General features: G+C 51.9%; 18 protein-coding genes and 1 pseudogene. 13 read left to right on the plus strand and 6 right to left on the minus strand.

Features of this window, described 5'->3' with window-relative positions; translation table 11 throughout:
• Positions 1-58 precede the first annotated feature (58 nt).
• Entirely contained in the window at positions 59-298 is a 240-nt protein-coding gene (locus tag JHD74_RS07295) for a DUF1127 domain-containing protein (RefSeq protein WP_186528525.1), read from the minus strand.
• A 165-nt stretch (positions 299-463) separates the two neighbouring features.
• Between JHD74_RS07295 and JHD74_RS07300 the strand changes: the two genes are divergently transcribed.
• From JHD74_RS07300 to JHD74_RS07310, 3 genes are all read left to right on the plus strand, one after another.
• The gene (locus JHD74_RS07300) at positions 464-1,915 is read left to right on the plus strand and encodes a PLP-dependent aminotransferase family protein (protein WP_199062252.1); all 1,452 of its coding nucleotides are present in this window, start codon (positions 464-466) and stop codon (positions 1,913-1,915) included.
• Between the two features lie 175 nt (positions 1,916-2,090).
• Complete coding sequence (locus JHD74_RS07305) at positions 2,091-3,023, plus strand: GGDEF domain-containing protein (RefSeq protein ID WP_024530353.1); 933 nt, start codon at positions 2,091-2,093, stop codon at positions 3,021-3,023.
• A gap of 336 nt (positions 3,024-3,359) precedes the next feature.
• Positions 3,360-4,118, plus strand: a complete 759-nt coding sequence (locus JHD74_RS07310) for an IclR family transcriptional regulator (RefSeq protein WP_199062255.1) — start codon at positions 3,360-3,362, stop codon at positions 4,116-4,118.
• A gap of 4 nt (positions 4,119-4,122) precedes the next feature.
• On the opposite strand, the gene JHD74_RS07315 is transcribed toward JHD74_RS07310, so the two are convergent.
• The 5 genes from JHD74_RS07315 to pfkB all read right to left on the minus strand — a co-directional run bounded on the left by JHD74_RS07315 (position 4,123) and on the right by pfkB (position 11,634).
• Positions 4,123-5,742 carry a glycoside hydrolase family 43 protein gene (locus JHD74_RS07315; RefSeq protein WP_199062257.1) on the minus strand — a complete coding sequence of 540 codons (1,620 nt, stop codon included), beginning with the start codon at positions 5,740-5,742 and terminating at the stop codon, positions 4,123-4,125.
• Positions 5,743-5,754: 12 nt separating this feature from the next.
• Complete coding sequence (locus JHD74_RS07320) at positions 5,755-7,137, minus strand: glycoside-pentoside-hexuronide (GPH):cation symporter (protein ID WP_143182174.1); 1,383 nt, start codon at positions 7,135-7,137, stop codon at positions 5,755-5,757.
• A 346-nt stretch (positions 7,138-7,483) separates the two neighbouring features.
• Complete coding sequence (locus tag JHD74_RS07325) at positions 7,484-9,451, minus strand: YjhG/YagF family D-xylonate dehydratase (protein ID WP_199062259.1); 1,968 nt, start codon at positions 9,449-9,451, stop codon at positions 7,484-7,486.
• 14 nt (positions 9,452-9,465) lie between these two features.
• Positions 9,466-10,374: a dihydrodipicolinate synthase family protein gene (locus JHD74_RS07330; protein WP_199062261.1), complete on the minus strand. Its 909-nt coding sequence runs from the start codon at positions 10,372-10,374 to the stop codon at positions 9,466-9,468.
• A gap of 318 nt (positions 10,375-10,692) precedes the next feature.
• Complete coding sequence (pfkB, locus tag JHD74_RS07335) at positions 10,693-11,634, minus strand: 6-phosphofructokinase II (protein ID WP_161738663.1); 942 nt, start codon at positions 11,632-11,634, stop codon at positions 10,693-10,695.
• Between the two features lie 108 nt (positions 11,635-11,742).
• Between pfkB and JHD74_RS07340 the strand changes: the two genes are divergently transcribed.
• The 10 genes and pseudogenes from JHD74_RS07340 (at position 11,743) to JHD74_RS07385 (ending at position 20,584) form a co-directional block, all read left to right on the plus strand.
• Positions 11,743-11,982: an Arc family DNA-binding protein gene (locus tag JHD74_RS07340; RefSeq protein ID WP_199062269.1), complete on the plus strand. Its 240-nt coding sequence runs from the start codon at positions 11,743-11,745 to the stop codon at positions 11,980-11,982.
• A gap of 17 nt (positions 11,983-11,999) precedes the next feature.
• Positions 12,000-12,386, plus strand: a complete 387-nt coding sequence (locus JHD74_RS07345; protein WP_074027871.1) for a hypothetical protein — start codon at positions 12,000-12,002, stop codon at positions 12,384-12,386.
• Positions 12,387-13,021: 635 nt separating this feature from the next.
• Positions 13,022-13,300: pseudogene (locus JHD74_RS07350) on the plus strand (DDE-type integrase/transposase/recombinase); the annotation flags it as partial.
• Positions 13,301-13,686: 386 nt separating this feature from the next.
• Positions 13,687-14,205 carry a fimbrial protein gene (locus JHD74_RS07355; RefSeq protein WP_074027870.1) on the plus strand — a complete coding sequence of 173 codons (519 nt, stop codon included), beginning with the start codon at positions 13,687-13,689 and terminating at the stop codon, positions 14,203-14,205.
• A 449-nt stretch (positions 14,206-14,654) separates the two neighbouring features.
• Positions 14,655-17,207: an outer membrane usher protein gene (locus JHD74_RS07360; protein WP_199062263.1), complete on the plus strand. Its 2,553-nt coding sequence runs from the start codon at positions 14,655-14,657 to the stop codon at positions 17,205-17,207.
• 66 nt (positions 17,208-17,273) lie between these two features.
• Positions 17,274-18,020: a fimbria/pilus periplasmic chaperone gene (locus JHD74_RS07365; RefSeq protein ID WP_074027868.1), complete on the plus strand. Its 747-nt coding sequence runs from the start codon at positions 17,274-17,276 to the stop codon at positions 18,018-18,020.
• A gap of 46 nt (positions 18,021-18,066) precedes the next feature.
• Positions 18,067-18,582 carry a fimbrial protein gene (locus tag JHD74_RS07370; protein ID WP_233169469.1) on the plus strand — a complete coding sequence of 172 codons (516 nt, stop codon included), beginning with the start codon at positions 18,067-18,069 and terminating at the stop codon, positions 18,580-18,582.
• Positions 18,583-18,596: 14 nt separating this feature from the next.
• Positions 18,597-19,085 carry a fimbrial protein gene (locus JHD74_RS07375; RefSeq protein WP_233169470.1) on the plus strand — a complete coding sequence of 163 codons (489 nt, stop codon included), beginning with the start codon at positions 18,597-18,599 and terminating at the stop codon, positions 19,083-19,085.
• Between the two features lie 14 nt (positions 19,086-19,099).
• Complete coding sequence (locus JHD74_RS07380) at positions 19,100-19,648, plus strand: fimbrial protein (protein ID WP_199062265.1); 549 nt, start codon at positions 19,100-19,102, stop codon at positions 19,646-19,648.
• A gap of 93 nt (positions 19,649-19,741) precedes the next feature.
• Positions 19,742-20,584, plus strand: coding sequence for a hypothetical protein (locus JHD74_RS07385; RefSeq protein WP_199062267.1), 843 nt, complete (start codon positions 19,742-19,744; stop codon positions 20,582-20,584).
• Positions 20,585-20,748: the final 164 nt, after the last annotated feature.

Here is a 20,748-nt window from a genome sequence, read left to right on the forward strand (position 1 = left end):
TGCCGCTGAGATGAGGTTTCTATAGCCCCCTCTCATGTTCTACTCTCCTTAACCCAGCTCAGCGCCAGAACGGACGGCTGTAGTCTCGCTTGATATCATCCCGGCGTAGACCGATATCCTTTAGCTGATCGCCATTCAGTCTTGCCAGCGTATTGGCTGCTTTGCGCCTCTCATTCCAACGCTTTGCCCATCTGTATGCTTTTAGCCATAAACGGACAACAATATTACGGCGTTTATTTCCTGTTTCCTCAGCTGACAAGCAGCCGCCATCAATTTGATTTTCAATAACATTACTCATAATCAGCTCCCCGTCAGTCGATGAGCCTTTAGCATGATGCTTCGGTGAAAAACATTACAGATGCAAAAGCTGGCTATTATTTGCATACAGATATGTGCTAAACAGTCTGAATGGTAAAAATCAGCGCCATCTGTACTGGTCCCTTCTCTTTATCAGGTGATATCCATGACTCGCTACCAACAATTGGCCAATATCCTTAGCCAACGCATCAAAGAAGGGCTGTATGTGCCCGGAGAGCGGCTGCCTTCCGTTCGGGTGCTGAGTGACGAACACGGGGTCAGTATCAGCACCGTACAGCAGGCGTATCGGCAACTTGAAGAATGCCTGCTGATCGAGGCGCGGCCGAAATCGGGATACTTCGTGCGTTGTAGCTCAAATCTGCCTGCTCTCCCCGCGCTATGCAGCCATGCACAAAGGCCGGTCGAGATATCTCAGTGGGAAAATACGCTGGAGTTTTTAAAGGCTAGCGCTCAAGACAATGTGCTACATCTGGGCGTCGGCACGCCGGACCTGTCTGGCCCAGGCCTGAAAATACTCAACCGTATGCTCGCCCGTATCAGCCTGCATCAAAGCGAGGAAGTGCTGGATTACGACAGTATTTACGGCACTCTGGCGTTACGTGAACAGATTGCCCGCCTGATGCTGGACAGCGGCAACCATCAATCGGCAGACAATATCATTATTACCTCTGGCTGCCATGGCGCACTGGCGATTGCCTTAGGGGCCGTTTGCCAGCCTGGCGACATTGTGGCGGTGGATTCCCCCAGCTTTCATGGTGCAATGCAGACGCTGAAAGGGATGGGGATGAAGGTGATTGAAATCCCCACCGATCCGGTGGTGGGTATCAGCCTGGAGGCGTTGGAAATGGCGCTGGATCAGTGGCCGATCAAAGCCATCCAGTTGACACCGACCTGCAATAACCCGTTGGGTTACAACATGCCGAATGAGCGCAAGAAAGCGCTGTTGACGTTGGCTCAACGCTATGACGTGGCGATTATTGAAGACGATGTGTATGGTGCTCTCGCTTATCAATACCCACGCCCGCCGACCATTGCCTCCTTTGATGAGGATGGCCGCGTCTTGCTGTGTAGTTCCTTCTCTAAAACCGTTGCTCCCGGTCTGCGGGTTGGCTGGATTGCACCAGGCCGTTACTTAGAAAAAGCATTACATATGAAGTACATTTCCGCCGGGCGGGTTCCCACTTTGCCGCAGTTGGCTATGGCTGAATTCATTAAACAAGGGCATTACCTGCAACATTTACGCCGCATGCGCCGCCAATATCAACGTAATCGCGACATTATGACGGGTTGGATCATGAAGTATTTCCCGCCGAATACCTGCCTGAGCAGGCCGCAAGGGAGCTTTATGTTATGGGTGGAGCTGCCTTATGGGTTCGATAGCCTGCGCCTGAACCGCTGTTTGCTGCCGCAGGGCATACAGATTGCCGTCGGATTTATCAGTTCTGCGGCAGGAAAATACCGCAATTGCCTCCGGCTCAGCTACAGCAAGCCCATGACCCGCGAAATTGAACAGGCGATCCAAAAGGTGGGCAAGACGATTTATGAATTGCTGGAGGTGGAACAAGCCTCGCCGGAGATTCAGGTTCTCAGCCCCTAGGCTCTTTTTGACAGGAACAACTCCGTTCTGACCCAGTTTGTAACTAAGGTCAAATAACGGACACGGCCCCTTCTCAACGACTACACTTGTAAAATTGGTTTGATCGCGTGTGATCTCTTGATGCTACGTTGCTTACCAACAACGTTCTCCCTAAGATCCCACTAACGGACTTTGTATGAAGATTGAAATTCTTAAACAGGCAGTTATGGATTCACGAGACGGCATCACCATCTCTGACAATGTCATAGACGACAATCCTTTGATTTTTGTCAATCCGGCTTTTGAGAGAATGACCGGCTACTCCTTCGAAGAAATCACCAACATCAACTGCCGATACCTACAAAATAACGATCGGGAACAGCCAGAGCTGGAGATTGTGCGCAACGCCGTTAAAAAAGGCGAGTACTGCCTTGTAACCTTGCGAAACTACCGCAAGGATGGAACCATGTTTTGGAACGAGTTAAGCATATCGCCAATTCATGATGAGAGTGGGACTGTAACCAATTTTATCGGGATCCAAAAAGACGTAACACCAAGAATGATAATCCAGCAACAGCTTCGTGATGAGCATCGGTCCCTCGAGGAAATGAAAATACACTTCGAGCAACTCTCCATAAAGGATGGACTCACCGGGATTTATAATCGTCGCTTTTTTGATACGCAGTTCGACATTCAATGCAAAATTGCCATCCGTAATGGCGACTCATTGACGCTCGCCATGATCGATGTCGATCACTTCAAATCATTCAATGATATTTATGGACATCAGGCAGGCGATGAAGCGCTAATACGTGTCGCGGATTGCTTGAGTAAGTCCTTCAAGCGGGGTTCTGATTTTGTAGCCAGGTATGGCGGCGAAGAATTTGTCATTCTTTCCAATGGCATGACGAAAGGCCAGGCAACGCTGTACGTGCAGACGCTATGCCAACTGGTGCGAGATTTGAGAATACCGCACTCCGCATCCAGCACAGGATACTTGACTATAAGCGTCGGTTTTTCAGTTCATACATTTGGCCAACTGCCCTCGCCTAACGTACTACTGACACATGCCGATAAAGCTCTCTACGTAGCTAAAGCCCGGGGCAAAGATCAGTTTTTCAGTCTTTAGGTTCTGTACGAAAATCTGAGGGACATGGGGATGAACTGGAGATCTCCTGGCATATTGCAAACGCAACCGGGGTTTTACGTTCACTTTCAGCCAAGGTAGAAGGCTCCTGTCGTATCAGGGGCTTTGCTGGGGGGCCTGAGAGACAGACCGGGAACAGTGATATGGTCTTGGGATACAGACCCTATTACTGGGGATCACTCAGCCTACAGGTAGAGAGAACAAACATTAAAAACGGCAATTTGCGTTTCCATTTTGCGTTCTACCTCCACTCGATTGATTTTTCAGCGAAAAAAAGGTACTTTCTTACCTGAATTTCAGCGTGGACGGTCCTTTATTATGCCTATTATTCAGTCTGTTGAACGTGCCTTACAGATCCTCGACCTGTTTAACGAACAGGCGACGGAGTTGAAGATCACTGACATCAGTAAACAGATGGGGCTGAGCAAAAGTACGCTCCACTCGCTGCTCAAAACGCTACAGCTGCACGGCTACATCGATCAGAACCTCGAAAACAGCAAATATCGCCTCGGCATGAAGCTCGTGGAGCGCGGCCATTTTGTGGTGAGTTCCATGGATATTCGCCAGAAGGCGAAGGGCTGGTTGACGGATCTGTCGCAGCGCACCGGGCAGACCACCCATCTGGGCATTCTCGACGGACGCGAAGGCGTCTACATAGAGAAGATCGAAGGTAAGCTGGCGGCGATTGCCTATTCCCGTATTGGCCGTCGTCTACCCATCCATGCCACTGCCATCGGCAAAGTGTTGATCGCCTGGCTCAACGACGCCGATCTCAATGCGCTGCTCGAAGGCTATCAGTACACCTCATTCACTCCTGCGACGATAACCTCACATGAGGCGCTGCTGGCCGCGCTGGCGCAAACACGTGCGCAGGGTTACGCCCTGGACAGCGAAGAGAACGAACAGGGCGTGCGATGCGTATCGGTCCCTGTTTGGAATCATGAATCCCGCGTGATTGCGGCTCTAAGTCTGTCGACCTTAACCTCGCGGGTGGACGATGACGAATTCGCCCGCTTCCGGGGGATGCTGGAAGAGGCCGGGCGGCAGCTTTCAAGAACGCTGGGCTACCCGGCCTGAGGGCTTATGCCGTGGCAGGCGTATAGCTAAAGTAATCAAAGTCTGCATAGCAGCCGTCACCGCTGATGTCTTCGCAGTGCAGCCCGACAAACGCCCCCGTAAAGAATCCGCGGCCGCCGATATAATCATCCGACAGTTTCCACGCCTCATAGGTGACGTGCACAGTCTGCCACTGCTCGCCATCAAACGAATAGCTATAGCGATACACTAAATTCTCGACGTCAACGCGCAACCACACACTCTGCGCGTCTTCCGGCACGGGGATCGGTTGCTCATGAAGCGGCCACGACGGAACGTTGTGATCGAGCTGAATCACCTTCAGCGTTCTTCCCCGCCCTTCCTCGAAATCGACAAAGCAATAGCTCCAGTTTTTGCTGTTGTAGTAGCAGGTTAAACCCGCGCTCTGCTGGAAGTGTCGTGGGGCGAACTCCATGCGTGTCTCGGCGCGAAAGGCACTGTGCTGCCAGCGCCGCGCCACGGTGGACTGGGTAAAGGTCGAGTTGAGGGAATCATTGCCGAACAGGCGCAAAAAGCCCGAACGTGCACTCAGCGATCCCAGGGAGTCGTCGAACGGAATGCGCAGCGTTTGCAACTCCGGGTTGAGCGTTGATGCCTCAAAATCATCGCGCCAGTTTGCCGTTAGTACGGTTTGGCTCTCTGACATCTGTGGCCCAGGCACGTTAACCTGCGCATGTTTGCCGCCTTCAACGTACGGCCAGCCGTCGCGCCAGATGATGCGCGCGATCCCCGTTTCACGCCCCAGCGGGCAGTATCCACGCCCGCCAGAGGCCAGCAGCGGTACCCCTGGCAAACGCTGTGGTCTACTGGTGAGATACGCCATATACCACTCGCCGGTGTGCGTTTCCAGCAGCGAGCCATGTCCGCTCTTTTGCAGCGGATTTTCTGGCAGATGCCAGCTGGTCATCATCGTCACGTCCGGGTGCAACTCGTACGGGCCGTCGAGATTTTTTGATCGCAGCACTACGACCGCATGCTCATAGCTGGTGCCGCCCTCCGCCACTACCAGGTAATACCAGCCCTCTTTACGATAAAGATGCGCGCCTTCCGTGTAACACAGTGGCGTACCGGTAAACAGAGTTTTGCGTTCGGGTGATAACCGCTGCGTCTGCGGGAAATACTCCTGCATCACAATGGTGTTGTGCGGATTGCTGTGGTGGCGCGGCCCCCACGGACGGTAAATGTAGTATTTGCGGCCATCGTCATCATGGAACATTGACGGGTCAAACCCGCCGTTGCCCATCGGGATCGGCTCGCTCCACGGCCCTTCGATGGAGGGTGCAGTGACCAGGAAATTCTTGCCATTCTTCCACGGTGAATCGACGATTTTCACGTCCGTATAGAGCAGCCAGAACTGCTCGTCGGCGTAGCTCAGACAGGGTGCCCAAATGCCGCCGGAATCAGGATTGCCTTTCATATCCAGCATCGACACGCGATCCAGCGGCGTGCTGACCAGCGACCAATTTTTCAAATCACGGGAGTGATAAATCCGCACGCCGGGAAACCACTCAAAGGTGGACGTGGCGATGTAGTAATCCTCGCCCTGACGGCACAGAGACGGGTCCGGGTTGAATCCGCTCAGGATCGGGTTAGTGATGGTGTACATATTGCCTCCTTCTTAATGGGATACGGCCGTCGCCGCAGCGGGAAGAGCCTCGCCCTGCGCCGCACGGTGTTTAAGCAGTTGCTTGCTGATGGCCTGGACGCGGTCATCGCTGAGTTTGTAGAGCGAGAGCATGATGAACATGCCGACGTAGAGCACCACCGGCACCACGCAGAACAGGGTTTTGATAGTGGTCAGCACTGCAATGGGCTGTACGCTGCTGCTGGCGGAGTAGTTCACATACGCGAGGATCCAGCCGACTACCGCACCGCCAATCGCCAGGCCGATTTTCAGGCTGAACAGGTAGGTGGAGAACACCAGCCCGTCCAAACGGCGGCCGCTGCGGCTCTCTTCGTAATCCACGACGTCGGACGCCATCAGCCATTGCAGCGGCGTGGTGGTATTAAAGACAAACAGGAACAGGATGTTGAGCGCGAAAATCAGCGCGATGTATTCGACCGGCGTGATGAAAATCAGCAGACTGATTAGGGAGTACACGACAATAATCCATTTAAAGGCTTTCACGCGGTCGAAACGGCCTAACAACCGGGACGAACAGAGCGAGCCAAACATGGTGGCGATACTGCCGTAGAGTAAGAACTGCGTCGCCATCTCCGGGTGATCCATCACGTATTTCACAAAATAGAGCGTTGCCCCACCGCGCACCACGTTAGAACAGGTCGCCATCATTTTGAATGCGCACATGATCCGCCACTGGCTATTGCCCCACAGCAGTTTCAGATCTTTCGACACCGACGAGCCCGGCTGCACCTCAAAGGTGTAGCGCTCTTTGGTGGTAAAGAAGCAAACGTACAGCAGCACCACACCGCTTAACCCCAACACGATCATCGCGCCAAAGTAACCCAGTTGTTCATTCCCTTTGCCGATGATCCCCACCAGCGGCAGCGCAATCCCGCTGATCGCCAGCGATCCGGCGGCAGCAAGGAAAAAGCGCCACGACTGAAGCTCATGACGCTCTTTCGGATCGGCAGTGATGACGCCAGGCATGGCGCAGTATGGGACATTGACGAAGGTGTATACCAGCGTCAGTAAAATGTAGGTCACACAGGCGTAGATGATTTTACCGTTGGCGGAAAAGTCCGGCGTATAGAACGTCAGCATGCAGACCACACCAAACGGGATCGCCCCCCACAACAGGAATGGGCGGAACTGGCCGTGGCGCGTACGGGTGCGGTCCACCAGCAATCCCATCAGCGGATCGGTCACGGCATCGAGTATGCGCGACACTAAAAACAGTGTCCCCATAATGCCAGCAGATAAGCCAAACACATCGGTATAAAAATAGGCCAGCAGGAACATGGTGGCCTGCCAGACAAAGCCGCAGGCGGTATCACCCAGCCCGTAGCCAATTTTATCTTTCATGGTTAATTGCATTATTACCCCCAAGTGGAAATGTGCAAACGTCAGGGACCTGTTCCAGGCAAGATCAATACCTGGTACATCGTCAGGAATACACCCTCTTTTCGTGTGCTGACATGACTATTTCGTGTTAATAGAGTGTAAGTAAACGATCGATTAACCAGCAATGGTCATATCTGATTTATGAATTATGATATTTTGCTTTTGTGATAATCGTCGTTATATTATTGAAAACTGAAAATAATTTTATACTTTTAATTTTAATAAGTTATAAAATCAGACCATTTTTAAAAACAGCTATATTACAGGCACGATAAAACTGCCCACGAAATATTATCGCAGGCAGAATTTTTTATTTTACTATTCACATTCCGAGTGCTTTTTTACCGGCGTTAATAACCTCGATAATTTTATCGGTATCATAAATGCAGCCTTTCCAGGTACCGCCGCTAATCGACTGCAAAGCGGCCCACAGTCGCGTATCGTCCGGTAAGAAATCATGCGCGTGTAATTCCGGATGCGGTGTTCTGCGTACCAGTTCTGCCGCCCCTTCTTCCGACGTCAGCGGATGTTGTGCTGTGCCGATGAAATTCACCCGGCCAGTTAAAGAAAGCCTGTCCACCTCGATCTCAATAATGTCGTTATCGCGCAGCTTACCAATCGGCCCGCCAGCCAGCGCTTCGGGGGCCACGTGACCAAAACACGCGCCTGTCGACACGCCAGAGAAACGCGCGTCGGTGATCAGCGAAACTGTTTTACCCCAGGAGACATGCTTTAACGCCGAGGTCAGTTGGTAAGTCTCTTCCATCCCGGTGCCGGACGGGCCTCCGCCGATGACGACCATGATATCACCGCGATCGATCTCGCCGTTTTTGATGGCCGTGATCGCCCGCGCTTCGGAAACAAACACTCGCGCCCGGCCCGTATGACGATAAACGCCGTCTGCGCCCACCACCGACGGATCGATGGCCGTCGCCTTGATCACCGATCCTTCCGGCGCGATATTCCCCACCGGGAAAGCGACCGTTGAGGTCAGCCCGCGGGCTTTGGCGCGTTCCGGTGGGAGGATGACATCATCAGGATCGACACTGTCCTGCTCGCGCAAACACTGACGGAAACGTTCGCGGCGCTCGGACGCCTGCCACCAGTCGAGGTTTTCCCCTACCGTCTGGCCCGTCACCGTCATGGCATCCAGATGCAACAGGCCGAGATCGCGCAGGTGGAGCATCACTTCCGGCACGCCGCCCGCGAGGAACGCGCGCACCGTTGGGTGATAGTCAGGCCCATTCGGTAGCACGCTCACCAAGCGCGGAACTTTGCGGTTGATACGCGTCCAGTGGTCGACATCCGGGATCGTGCATCCCGCTGCATGGGCGATAGCAGGAATGTGCAGCAGCAAATTGGTCGAGCCACCAAACGCGGCGTGGATCACCATCGCGTTTTCAATCGCTTTATCGGTGAGGATATCGCGCGTGGTGATCCCGCGATCGTCCAACTGAGCCACCGCGCGAGCCGACTGGCGGGAAATCTCTAGCCACACATCCTGCCCAGACGGGGCTAGTGCCGAGTGCGGCAACGCCAGCCCGAGCGCTTCGGCCACCACCTGAGAGGTTCCAGCGGTGCCTAAAAACTGACAGCCGCCTCCCGGCGACGCGCAGGCGCGACAGCCCAGTTCAGCAGCTTCCTGTAACGAGAGTTCATGGTTGGCGTAGCGCGCGCCGATGGTCTGCACCTTTCCGGCATCTTCGCCAAACGTTGGCGGCAGCGTCGCACCGCCCGGCACCAGAATGGTCGGCAGATGGTGCATGGAGGCCAGCGCAATCATGGTCGCGGGCAGACCTTTGTCGCAGGTAGCAACACCAATCACCGCGCGGCGCGTGGGCAGTGAACGAATAAGACGACGGAAGACGATAGCGGCGTCGTTGCGATACGGTAGAGAATCGAACATCCCGTGCGTGCCCTGCGAGCGCCCGTCACAAGGATCGCTGACAAACGCCGCAAACGGAATGCCGCCGTTACGGGTGATCTCTTTTGCCGCCGCCTGCATTTGCAGGCCGATTTCCCAGTGCCCAGTATGATATCCGAGCGCTACCGGGCGACCATCGCCCGCGCGGATCCCACCCTGAGTGCCAATAATAAGCACCTCTTTGCCGGTGAGTTTATTGGCGTCCCAGCCCATTCCGGCGTTCTGCGTCATACCAAACAGATTGCCACTCGGGGACTCCATCAGCATTTGCGGCGTCAGCGGCAGCGCGCCCTGCGGTCCGGCCGCATGGGTCGTGACCGAATAAAAGGCATCGTCCTGCGGGGTGAAAATAGTCTCTATTGCCATCTTATTCTTCCGATTCAGCAGAGTTTCAACTGTTGCAGCAGGGCTTTCAGCTGCGTCTTGCGCGACTCATCCAGCGGGCTCGCAGGCGGCAGTACATAGGTCGACACCGGTCGTCCGCACAGCGAAATCGCCTCTTTAATCACGTTCACAAATGGCGTATCGAGCTGATACATCTGCGGAATTTGCAGCATTGTCTGGTGATATTTGGCGGCCTGAGCCAAGTTGCCGTCGCGGAATGCCTGCAGCAGTTTGACGGAGATCTGCGGCGCGAAGTTACCGCTCGCCGAGATCGCCCCGTCGCCGCCCAGCAGCAGCGTGTTGAACAGGTGATCGTCGTAACCGCACAGCACCGTAAAGTGGGGATGCGCCGCTTTCACGATCAGGATCATGCTGCGCAGATGGGCCACGGAGTCGATGGTATCTTTGATACCCACGATGTTGCCGCGCGAATCGGCCAGCGTTTTGACCAGCGCGGGCGTTAAGTCCTGACCGGTTAGCGCCGGGAAGTTATAGAGGATCACTGGGAGCGTTACGCTGTCCGCCACCTGCTGGTAATAGCGGATCAGGTTCTCTTCAGATACTTTCCAGTAATAAGGGTTAATCACCACAATGCCATCCGCACCCACGCGCTGCGCGTGCTGACTCAGTTCGATGGTTTCCCGTGCGTTAGTGCCGCCGGTACCAATCAGAACCGGCACCCGGCGATCCACATGATCAATGGCAAATTCGGCGATCGCTTTACGCTCTTCGGCGCTGAGCTGGGAGAACTCGCCTCCGCTGCCTAAAAAGAACAGTCCGTCGACACCGGCGTTAATCATGTCGTCAATGAGCGCGGCGGTACCCTGTTTATCTAACTGGCCATCGGCGTTAAAAATGGTGGAGACAGGCGGAATAATCCCCGAGAACTGCGCAGTAAGCTGCATGAGATCTCCTTGTTGACCTATTTTGTTCTACATTATAGAACTGTGTTCATTAATTTAGTTCTCATACTATGCCGCGATGCGCGGAGAGGTAAACCGGGAAAAATCAGCAAGGGGCAATTTTTTAGCCTGGATCACGAAACGATGAAACGAGGTACAAAAGTTGTAGCCCGGAAGCGAGCGCCACCGGGCGAGGGAAATTAACCGACCCGCATTTTCACAACCACTTTACGCACCTTCGCGGAGGTCCTCACAGCGCACAGCGGCTTACGGATGATTCATCCTATTGCAAAATAACCCGCGTCGCCTGGTTTGCCAGGCTCAGCCACGCGAACTTTTGCAGATGTAGTCATACAGGCGCTGGGTGTCCGCCAGTGAACAGAGCCGCGTTCCAAGATTAAGCGTGGCTGCACTGCCCGCTGCGACGCCGAACCGAACCATATCCACCAGGTCTGCCCCGTTCGCCAATTTCAGCACCATCGCGCCTACCATGCTGTCACCGGCCCCGACGGTGCTAAGTTTCTTCACCGGTGGCGGGACTATCTGTATACAGGTGTCACTATCAACGGCGAGAGCTCCTTGAGGGCCGAGTGATACAACAACCCGCTCAGCTCCCCCCTGTTGTACCAACTCCTTAGCGGCAGCTCGCACATCATCAGGGTGCTCCAATGACCGCCCGATAAGTGCAGACAGCTCATTCTGATTCGGTTTTACCAAAGCCAGCCCCCCTACATCCAGGCAGGCCTGTAAAGCATCCCCAGAACTGTCGACAATACAGTGCAATCCTATAGCTTGCGCCTGCTTAATCAGGTCGGTTAATTTTGCCAGCGTGGTGCCCGGTGGCAAGCTGCCACTAATCACCAGAATCGAACCATGAGGGATCTTCTGCACCTGCAACAAAATCTGGTCAAACTCGGCATCATTAACCCTTGCCCCTGGCATAACAAAGCGAAACTGTTCACCGCTATTATCCACATGGACATGCAGGTTCTGCCGTGTCCAGTCCTGAGCTTTCAGGGTTTCTGTAACAATGCCTTCCCGATCAAGCAACTCTTTTAAATGCTCGCCCGTTGGCCCGCCAATTGGAAAGATCGCACTGGCTTGCCCACCAAGATAAACTACGGCACGGGCAACATTGATGCCACCCCCACCAGGTTCAAAAATGGGGGTGGTGCAGCGTAGTTTCCCTTCAGGGTAGATCCTGGGAGTTGTCGTCGCGCTATCGAGAGATGGAGAAAGTGTTAAAGTAAAAATCTGAGTCATGATGGTCAAATCCTCTTATTTTGATTTTACTTTGTTGATTTGGTTGAGGAAGAAAAGGGAAAACGGTGGTCATGTACCGAGACTGGGAGCATTTACCCGAGCCAGAATATATCCGTACACCACAAGTATATACCTAAAGAACTGAAGGATAAGGTTAAGCAACGTGCAGCACTCAATGGCCGCTCGCTCAATGCGGAACTGGTGCAGATTGTTCAGGATGCCATGTCCAGGCCTTCACCTGTTATTGGCTACCGTAGCGACACGGAAAAGTTAGCCGCTCAGCAAGCCGAAACCGTCAAGAAGATGGTTTTCGAAACGCTCGTGCAGATGTATGCTGATAAAGAATAATCAGTTAGGATTCTGGGATGAAAAAGATCATCATTGCCATGTTGGCCTTAGCCTCACTACCCGCTAGCGCCGAGTGCTGGGTTGTGTCGAACTTAAAAGGCTCAACATTCATGAAGGATGATGCCTACAAACGAACGGATGACGGCTTTAGCGGCTCGTTCATGATAACAATTGATGAGAAAAACTCATCCGTTGTGACAAACGGCACGGACGCTGGAGGGATAAAATATATTCCTATATCCCAAAACACGCTTATTGGATTGTCTCAGTCTGATTCTGGTGAGGCGATTGAGACGTGGTCTATCAACAATGATGGAAAGGTAATGATGACAAAAGTCCTAACCGGATGGGGAAGGTTTGACTCCTCCAAAGCATTCGTTGGTGATGTAACAGGCAAATGCTAAACGCTACGGTCGGGGGCTATGTATATAAAATTTTAGCGTTGTCTTTGTTACTGGCACCATGCGTTTCTAATGCTCAGTGCTGGGTGGTCTCCAACCTGAAAGGCCAGTCTCAATTCAGTCCTGAGTACAAACTTCAACAAGATGAGGCCGCGGGGACATACCATATTTCTATAAATGGGAATACAGCAAGCCTTACTTCAGTTGGTGATGTATATGAATCAGGACTTACGTACTCACCTGTGTCATCAACTTCTATGGTTGGAGAATCTCACGGTAAAAGTAACTCCTTCATCGAGACATGGGTGATTACACCTGATGGGAAAGTGCTCTACACTAAAACTCGGGCTAGTTCTTCACATTGGAGCCAATTGTCATCTTTCATCGGCGATGTTATTGGGAAGTGTTAGCCGTCCTCAACTCATTATTAGTGCTTTTTATGGGTAAATTAATTTTGTGCCTTATAGTAATTGTTGTAACTGGCTGCGCCCAATCCACTCAGGTAAACCGTGGCGATGGGACAAAACAATTCCTTATAGAATGTGGAGCAGGGACTTCATGGAACGTTTGCTACGAAGAGGCTAATAATGTTTGTCCTTCTGGGTATGTTGACGTTTCTAAATCCTCTGGGTTCAATCGCAAACACCGCAGCTTTAGCCACGCTCAACGCCGATGAACCTGATGAGGAAGCGATTGATTACCGTCAGGCAGAGTAAATACCTGAACAACCTGATTGAACAAGATCATCGAAACATCAAACGTCGGAGCCTACCCATGCTGGGATCAAACCGTTTCGGCGTGCACAGATGCTCCTGGCTGGCATCGAATTGATCCACATGATACATAAAGGGCAATATCAACATCCGCAAAGTGAGGGATTGTCACCTGCGGAACAATTTTATCTGTTGGCTGCCTAAATAACCGGCAGCACCACTTTTTCTAACTTCTCTACGCTAATGCAACATAGCCTAAATAAGGCTCCTTCCCCTTTTATTCATGCCATAACCACCTTTGCATCTACAGGCGCGAGTTTTGCCTACTAAGATAAATCCTGAACCGGATGACCTATTATCTAATTATCATTACATAAATCTAAATATATTGATTTAAAAGCATTAAACTTCATTAATGCACCATTGCTTAAAATATTATACCAAAGATTACCCAATGCACAGTATTATCTATAACGAACACAAAGGGATGTGACTGGTTACTAGCTAAACACAAAGTATAGGTTCTCTTTTGGGTTTACACATAAATATCGCATATGTACTACTAGCCAATTGAAAATTAGGGTAACAAAATGAATTTTAATAAAACAATCATCGCAACAGTATTGGCATTCGGTGTCATCTCTACAGCTAATGCTGCTGACCAGGGTCATGGTACCGTGACTTTTAACGGCACCATCATTGATGCACCTTGTTCTATCACTAACGATGATGCCAAGCAGGTTGTGGAACTGGGCCAGATCTCTGCCGCTCAATTAGCAGATGGCGGTACTTCAATTCCTAAAAACTTCTCAATTAAATTGCAAAGTTGCACCCTCGCAGCAATGAAAACCATCACTGCTACCTTTACGGGTGCTGCGGGTGCTGATGGTCGTCTGGGTGTTACCGGTACCGCACAGGGCGCAAGTATTGCACTGACCGATGGCGCTAACACCGTGATCAAACTGGGTCAGGCGAGTAAGCCTCAGAGCCTGCAAGAGGGGAATAACACGCTGGTATTCTCAGCCTACCTGAAAGGTGACGGCGCGGCTGCAACCATCAAACCAGGTGACTTTACTAGCATCGCTGACTTCACCCTAGCTTACCAGTAAACTTATCGTAGTGATTTGACTCACTGCATGCGCTTTCCGCATGCAGTATTAACATGCAAGTGATGGGTTTATGCTAAACCGCTTGCCTGGCGAATATGTACTCTTTCCTATTTTTCTGCGGAGAAGCACCAACAGCATGACAATAGGCAAGGGAGTATGAGGTCGGTTTATTAGGCTACATAAGGGGGGAGCCTTACCCCATTTTGTTATAAAAAGTAATCACCCCAAAATATCATGTTGTTAGTTTACTGCTGACGTTTAGTTATAATTGCGCTCTGCGTACCAGGAAATTATATTAATCAGTTTATTTTAAAACGGACTTTACTGATTGTTATTGTATAAGGAAGTGATAACCAAACCCTATCGAACCACGCTGTTATCCATCTTTATCTCTAGTCAGGAAAGCGAACCATACACAATGAAAATTGTCATGCAAAAGGTTTTAGAATATGGTTTCGTTGCTTTTTATTACGCGCTATTTTCGGCCACATATTCTCTCCCTGCATGTTGCGTATTGTCTGGGAGGCATTACTCTTGCTGCACAGGCGGACGACATACAGTTTAACACCGATATTTTAGACGTGAAAGATCGCGCTAACATTGACTTAGGGCAGTTCTCCCGCAGTGGCTATATTATGCCAGGGGAGTATCTGTTAACCGTCTATGTTAACAAACATCAATTGTCGGAACAGTCTGTGACCTTTTACACCTCGGCGGATAAAGAGCAAGACACTGAGGCCTGTGTCACCCCGGAAATAGTCAAGTTGTTGGGTTTGAAACCTGCCACGCTGGATAAATTGACCTGGCAACGTGAGAGCGTATGTCTAGCACTCAGCCAACTACCTGGCATGACCGTCAAGGGCGATCTGGGCTCCTCGACGCTGTACATCAGTATGCCACAGGCCTATCTGGAATATGTAGATGAGAATTGGGACCCTCCTTCTCGCTGGGATGAGGGGATCCCTGGGCTATTGGCCGACTATAGCCTTAATGCCCAGGCGCAGCGCCAGCAGGGATCTCAGGAAAGGAATGGCGGGAACAGCGTCAGCAGTAATGGGACCATCGGTGCCAATATGGGTGTCTGGCGTCTGCGTGCAGACTGGCAATCGCAGTATACCAACCAGAGCGGTTCGGAAGGGAGTACGCAAAAAAGTTGGGACTGGAGCCGCTACTATGCCTATCGGGCCGTGCCAAGTCTGAGCGCCAAGCTAATGCTGGGAGAAACTTTCCTGACTTCGGATATCTTTGATAGCTTCCGTTTCACCGGTGCCAGTCTGATAACCGATGACTCGATGCTGCCTCCCAGCCTACGGGGCTATGCGCCGGAAGTGACGGGCCTTGCTCGTACCAATGCCAAGGTCACCATCAGCCAAGAAGGGCGGGTGCTGTATGAGACCCATGTGGCGCCGGGTCCGTTCCGTATCCAGGATATTAATAACTCGACTATCGGGCAGATATTGGTGCGGGTGGAGGAATCAGATGGCCGGGTAGAAACTTTTACCGTGAATACCGCCAACGTTCCCTACCTGACCCGGCCGGGAACGGTGCGTTACAAGGTAGCAGCCGGCAGGCCTTCCAGCTGGCAACACCAACCCAACGGCTCCCCATTTACCACCGGCGAGTTTTCCTGGGGGGTAAGCAACGGTTGGTCGCTATACGGCGGCGGCGTGGCAGGTGGTAACTATAACGCCTTGGCGTTAGGGGTCGGGCGTGACCTGATGATGTTCGGGGCACTCTCTTTTGATGTGACTCAGTCACGGGCCAAACTGCCGCAGAAAGATGACACCTTGTCGGGAGGATCTTACCGTCTGAGCTATTCAAAGCGTTTTGATGAGTATAACAGTCAGGTGACCTTTGCCGGTTACCGCTTCTCTGAGCGGGACTTTATGAGCATGAGCGAGTATCTGGATGCCAGAACCTATGGTGCCCGTTCGGCGAGTAGCAAAGAGATGTATACCCTCACCTTCAATAAACAGTTTGTCGATCTGGGTATCAGCGCATTCCTTAACTATACCCACCTGACCTATTGGAATAGTGCGGAAAACAACACCTATAACCTGACGTTATCGCGCAATTTCGACCTCGGGCGCTTTAAGGATCTGAGTATTCTCGTGACGGCCTACCGTAATCAGTATAACGGCACCCGTCAGGATGGTATGTATCTGTCACTGTCCATTCCTTGGGGGCATAGCGGGTCGATGAGTTACAACGGTTCACTGGAGGGTAGCAATAACACTAATCAGGTGAGTGTATCCGATCAGATTAATGGTAACGACAGATATCAACTGGCCGCAGGATCCAGTCGTAGCGGTGCAACAGCTAGCGGCTACTACACTCACCAGGGCAGCCTGGCGCAGATGAATGGTTTTGCCAGTTATCAGCATGGCGCTTACTCCTCAGCCGGACTCACGTTACAGGGGGGGGCTACCGCCACCCATAAGGGTGCCGCATTGCACCGTACCAATATCCTGGGGGGAACGCGGATCCTGATCGACACCGATGGAGTAGCCAATGTCCCGATCCAGGGGCATGGTGCCAAAACCAGCAGCAATTACTTTGGTAAAGCGGTGGTGGTCGATGTGGGCAACTATTACCGTAACCAGGTCAATATCGACCTTGACGCCTTGCCTGACAGCATGGAGGCCACCAATAGCGTGGTACAAGCTACCCTGACAGAAGGGGCAATTGGTTATCGGCGTTTTGAGGTGATTACCGGTGAAAAAGCGATGGCGGTGGTCCGCTTGGCGGATGGTTCAACCCCTCCCTTTGGTGCCAACGTGCTGAACAAAAAAATGAAACAAGTTGGGATAGTGGGTGACAGCGGTAGCGTCTATCTCAGCGGTATTAACGCCGGTGACCAGATGGAAGTGCATTGGAATGGGCGTGCACAATGTGTCTTTATGCTACCGAATATGCTTTCGAACAGCAGTCTGACGGATCTGTTGCTCCCCTGCCGCTTGGTTGAGAGCGACAAGACTCCCACTGCCGTTGCGGCAAAATAAAGAAAACCACTGCCATTTTTTGTGAGGTGGTGGTGATAAACCAACATTGTTAATGAGAAGAATACCATGAGAATCACTATTTTTATCGGCGGCTTATTATGTACCCTGGCCTCCCACTCTACCTATGCGGCTATCGCTCTCGACCGTACCCGGATCGTATTCGATGGCGGCGCAAAGTCCATCAGCCTGAATGTCAGCAATGATAATCAGCAACTGCCCTATTTGGCTCAAGGATGGCTTGAGGATGATAAAGGCAATAAAATCACCAGCCCATTGACGGTATTACCCCCTATTCAGCGTATTGAGGCCGGGGCCAAAAGCCAGGTTAAAATACAAGGATTGCCTGCGGCAAACAGCCTGCCACAGGATCGAGAATCTTTATTCTATTTCAACCTGCGTGAAATTCCACCGCGCAGCGACAAGCCCAATACGTTACAGGTCGCTTTGCAAACGCGAATTAAGCTGTTCTACCGGCCACAAATGCTACATCTGACACCGACAGCGATGGCGGCTACCCCCTGGCAGGAACAACTGACGTTAACTCGTCAGGGGAGCACCTATCAGGTGAATAACCCAACGGCCTACTACACCACGCTGGTGGATGGCAGTAGCAGCGTTAAGGGGCCTCCGGTAAAGAACTTTGAACCGCTGATGCTGGCCCCCTTCAGTCAAGGAACGTTGAAAAGCGGTAACGCAGAACTGGGCAATAACCCGGTACTGACCTACATCAATGACTATGGTGCACGGCCACAGTTGCAGTTCACCTGTGTTGGCGACACCTGCCAGGCCAAGCCGGTCAAAGATACATACTGATCGGCGGGCAACGATAAGTGGCTATCGGCACATACGGGGATAAGTGATGAGTAAAATTGGCGTAATAACCGCGCAGGTCAGGCGAGGTTATTGGTTATTGGTTATCGGGCTCAGTCTGTTACTCGGCACTATGCTGGCACATGCCGTCACTCTTGTCACGGTGAGAGTAGTGGTCTTTGTAGCGCCATCATGCGTAATTAACAATAACCAACCGATTACGGTCGATTTCACCGATGCGGTGATGACCACCCGCGTCGATGGCAATAACTATCTGCAGCCGGTGAAATATACGCTGGCGTGTAGCAACCAGCTATCCAATAAAATGAAAATACAGATAAAGGGCGTGGATGCCGGATTTGCCAATGGTGCCCTACAGACCAGCAATGAAAATCTGGGGATTGCGCTATCCAGCGGCGTCACGCCGTTACCGGTTAATGGCTGGATCAATTTTACCTATCCGAACCTGCCGGTATTACAGGCGGTACCAGTGAAGCGCCCAGGGGCAAGCTTGGTCGGGGGCATCTTCTCTGCTTCCGCGACCATGGTGGTGGAGTACCAGTGAGCGGGAGCAGAGCAATGACAGGATATTCGGCTGTAATGTCACTGATGCTGGCAGGCATTTTCTCCTGCCATCCAGCGCTGGCCGCCGGTGAGATGAACTTTGGCGGCACCTTGATCGAGCCGCCTCCCTGCACCATCAACAGCGGCGGCCTGATCGACGTCGATTTCCAGCAGCGGGTGGGGATCAACAAGGTCGATGGGGTAAATTATTTGCAACCCATTGACTACAAAATGGTCTGTGGTCCAAGTACTAATCCGTGGGAAGTACGCTTGACGGTGAGTGGCAACGCAACTGCCTATGATCCCGCCGCCGTTCAGACCAATATCGATGGATTGGGGATACGGCTATTGCAAAACGACCTGCCGTTTACCCTCAATACTCCGATCGTCGTGCCACGCGGCGGTATCCTGGTTTTGAAGGCGGTACCGGTAAAAAAACCGGGAGTGACTTTGCCAGAAGGTGCGTTTGAGGCCAGCGCCACACTGCAGGCGGAGTACCAATGATAAGGGGCAAATGGATGGCACTGAGAAATGGCGCTTTGCCAAGTAAACTGATCTTGACGTTGCTGGGATTATCAATGCTGCCAATGGCATCCGCCTTAGCAGCAGACAATATGCGCTTTCACGGGGCGCTGGTTGCCGAACCCTGCACGATTGCCCCCGGCACAGAGAACATCGAACGCAAGTTTGGCACCATTGTGGTGAAGTATTTATACATTAACCAGCGTACCCATGGAGAAATCTTTACCTTGCCGCTGACGGAGTGCGATATCAGCCTGGGCAATAGTGTGAAAGTCACCTTTCTGGGACCTGAGAGCACTGCCCTGCCTGGCTTACTGGCGCTGGATGCTTCTAGCCAGGCCGCAGGGATTGCCATAGGTATCGAGACCCTAGGGGGAAAGTCGATACCCATTAATCAACCCAGCAATGGCAACCAACTGGTACAGGGCGATAGCCCGATCAGGTTTATGGCCTATGTGCAGGGCGAGCCCGAGGCGATAGCCCAGCAAAGCATTCGGCTCGGGCCATTTAACGCCATGGTGACCTTTAGCCTTGAGTATGAATGAGATACGCTCAACAGAAAATCTGCTGGTTAATCGCCGGCAGTAAATGAATATACGCTTGAGAAACGGCAGCCTTAATTCTATAGAGTCGATACAATGAAAAATTCACCAATAATAGTACTACTCCTCACTATGGTAGCAACGCTGCTGGCGACTACAACAGCTCGCAGTGCAGTAGGCGATATTATACTATGGCCGGTCGTGACTAGCGCTGAATTCACCCCTAGTACCGGAAAAACTGTCACTGTACACGCAACGGTTGATATGATCCCGATTAGACAAACCAGGACCGATAGTGAGTTGTATACTCAATACAATAACCGTATAGTCGTGCGTTTTATCAGTCCAGTCGCTGGGTATATGAATACCAGCGCATACGTACCGCTACTGATGACCTGGAAAGAAATCTCTGACTACTGGTTAAAAACCTACGGTAGACATACCGTGCTTAATATAAGTCTAACTTGGCCTTTTGCTGGCAGCTTTGGTAAGGGGGGATGTGTCGGGATTGGTAACCATGGTCCCGGTGAATCGACCAACATGCCTAATGCACCTACGTTGATGGCGAACCCAGGTGCTAACTACCCCTGCACTAATATTCCTGTATCAGATTATCGCTGCAATATAATGCAGAGTGAATTAGCTATCGATTTTGGTAGGATTAATACCAACGAGATTGACGGTAAGGAAGCCAGCGTGAATTTCGATCTATCTTGTGATGGCCCGGTCACAATAAGCCTCACCAGCACGGCAGGAACAACGCTGACACTGGGTACTGGCATTACCGCTGCCTTGACTTTTGATGATAAGCCCCTATCAGAGTTCAGGCAGGTTGACGAAGGGAATACGGTCCATAAGCTTTCGGCAAAAATATCTGCATCGGGAGTTAAAGCAGGATCCTATAGCTACTCGACTGCGCTAATTTTCAACTACCAATAAATGCACACTGAATAAAAATTATTTTTACTCTTGATAAGCTGTCTCTTATACACATCTCCGAGCCCACGAGACAGGAGGTATCATCTCGTATGCCGTCTTGTGCTTGAAAAGGGGGGGGGGGGGGGGGGGGGGGGGGGGGGGGGGGGGGGGGGGGGGGGGGGGGG

This window comes from Serratia sp. ASV30 (assembly GCF_016428815.1).
Classification (GTDB): domain Bacteria; phylum Pseudomonadota; class Gammaproteobacteria; order Enterobacterales; family Enterobacteriaceae; genus Chania; species Chania fonticola_C.

Excerpts from the sequence above, each read along its gene's own strand:
- JHD74_RS07315 (WP_199062257.1), bottom strand. The coding sequence starts at position 5,742 with ATGTACACCATCACTAACCCGATCCTGAGCGGATTCAACCCGGACCCG.
- pfkB (WP_161738663.1), bottom strand. The coding sequence starts at position 11,634 with ATGACTCAGATTTTTACTTTAACACTTTCTCCATCTCTCGATAGCGCG.
- JHD74_RS07295 (WP_186528525.1), bottom strand. The coding sequence starts at position 298 with ATGAGTAATGTTATTGAAAATCAAATTGATGGCGGCTGCTTGTCAGCT.
- JHD74_RS07345 (WP_074027871.1), top strand. The coding sequence starts at position 12,000 with ATGAAAAAGATCATCATTGCCATGTTGGCCTTAGCCTCACTACCCGCT.
- JHD74_RS07330 (WP_199062261.1), bottom strand. The coding sequence starts at position 10,374 with ATGCAGCTTACTGCGCAGTTCTCGGGGATTATTCCGCCTGTCTCCACC.
- JHD74_RS07305 (WP_024530353.1), top strand. The coding sequence starts at position 2,091 with ATGAAGATTGAAATTCTTAAACAGGCAGTTATGGATTCACGAGACGGC.
- JHD74_RS07375 (WP_233169470.1), top strand. The coding sequence starts at position 18,597 with ATGACAGGATATTCGGCTGTAATGTCACTGATGCTGGCAGGCATTTTC.
- JHD74_RS07300 (WP_199062252.1), top strand. The coding sequence starts at position 464 with ATGACTCGCTACCAACAATTGGCCAATATCCTTAGCCAACGCATCAAA.
- JHD74_RS07380 (WP_199062265.1), top strand. The coding sequence starts at position 19,100 with ATGGCACTGAGAAATGGCGCTTTGCCAAGTAAACTGATCTTGACGTTG.
- JHD74_RS07370 (WP_233169469.1), top strand. The coding sequence starts at position 18,067 with ATGAGTAAAATTGGCGTAATAACCGCGCAGGTCAGGCGAGGTTATTGG.
- JHD74_RS07385 (WP_199062267.1), top strand. The coding sequence starts at position 19,742 with ATGAAAAATTCACCAATAATAGTACTACTCCTCACTATGGTAGCAACG.
- JHD74_RS07355 (WP_074027870.1), top strand. The coding sequence starts at position 13,687 with ATGAATTTTAATAAAACAATCATCGCAACAGTATTGGCATTCGGTGTC.
- JHD74_RS07360 (WP_199062263.1), top strand. The coding sequence starts at position 14,655 with ATGGTTTCGTTGCTTTTTATTACGCGCTATTTTCGGCCACATATTCTC.
- JHD74_RS07365 (WP_074027868.1), top strand. The coding sequence starts at position 17,274 with ATGAGAATCACTATTTTTATCGGCGGCTTATTATGTACCCTGGCCTCC.
- JHD74_RS07325 (WP_199062259.1), bottom strand. The coding sequence starts at position 9,451 with ATGGCAATAGAGACTATTTTCACCCCGCAGGACGATGCCTTTTATTCG.
- JHD74_RS07310 (WP_199062255.1), top strand. The coding sequence starts at position 3,360 with ATGCCTATTATTCAGTCTGTTGAACGTGCCTTACAGATCCTCGACCTG.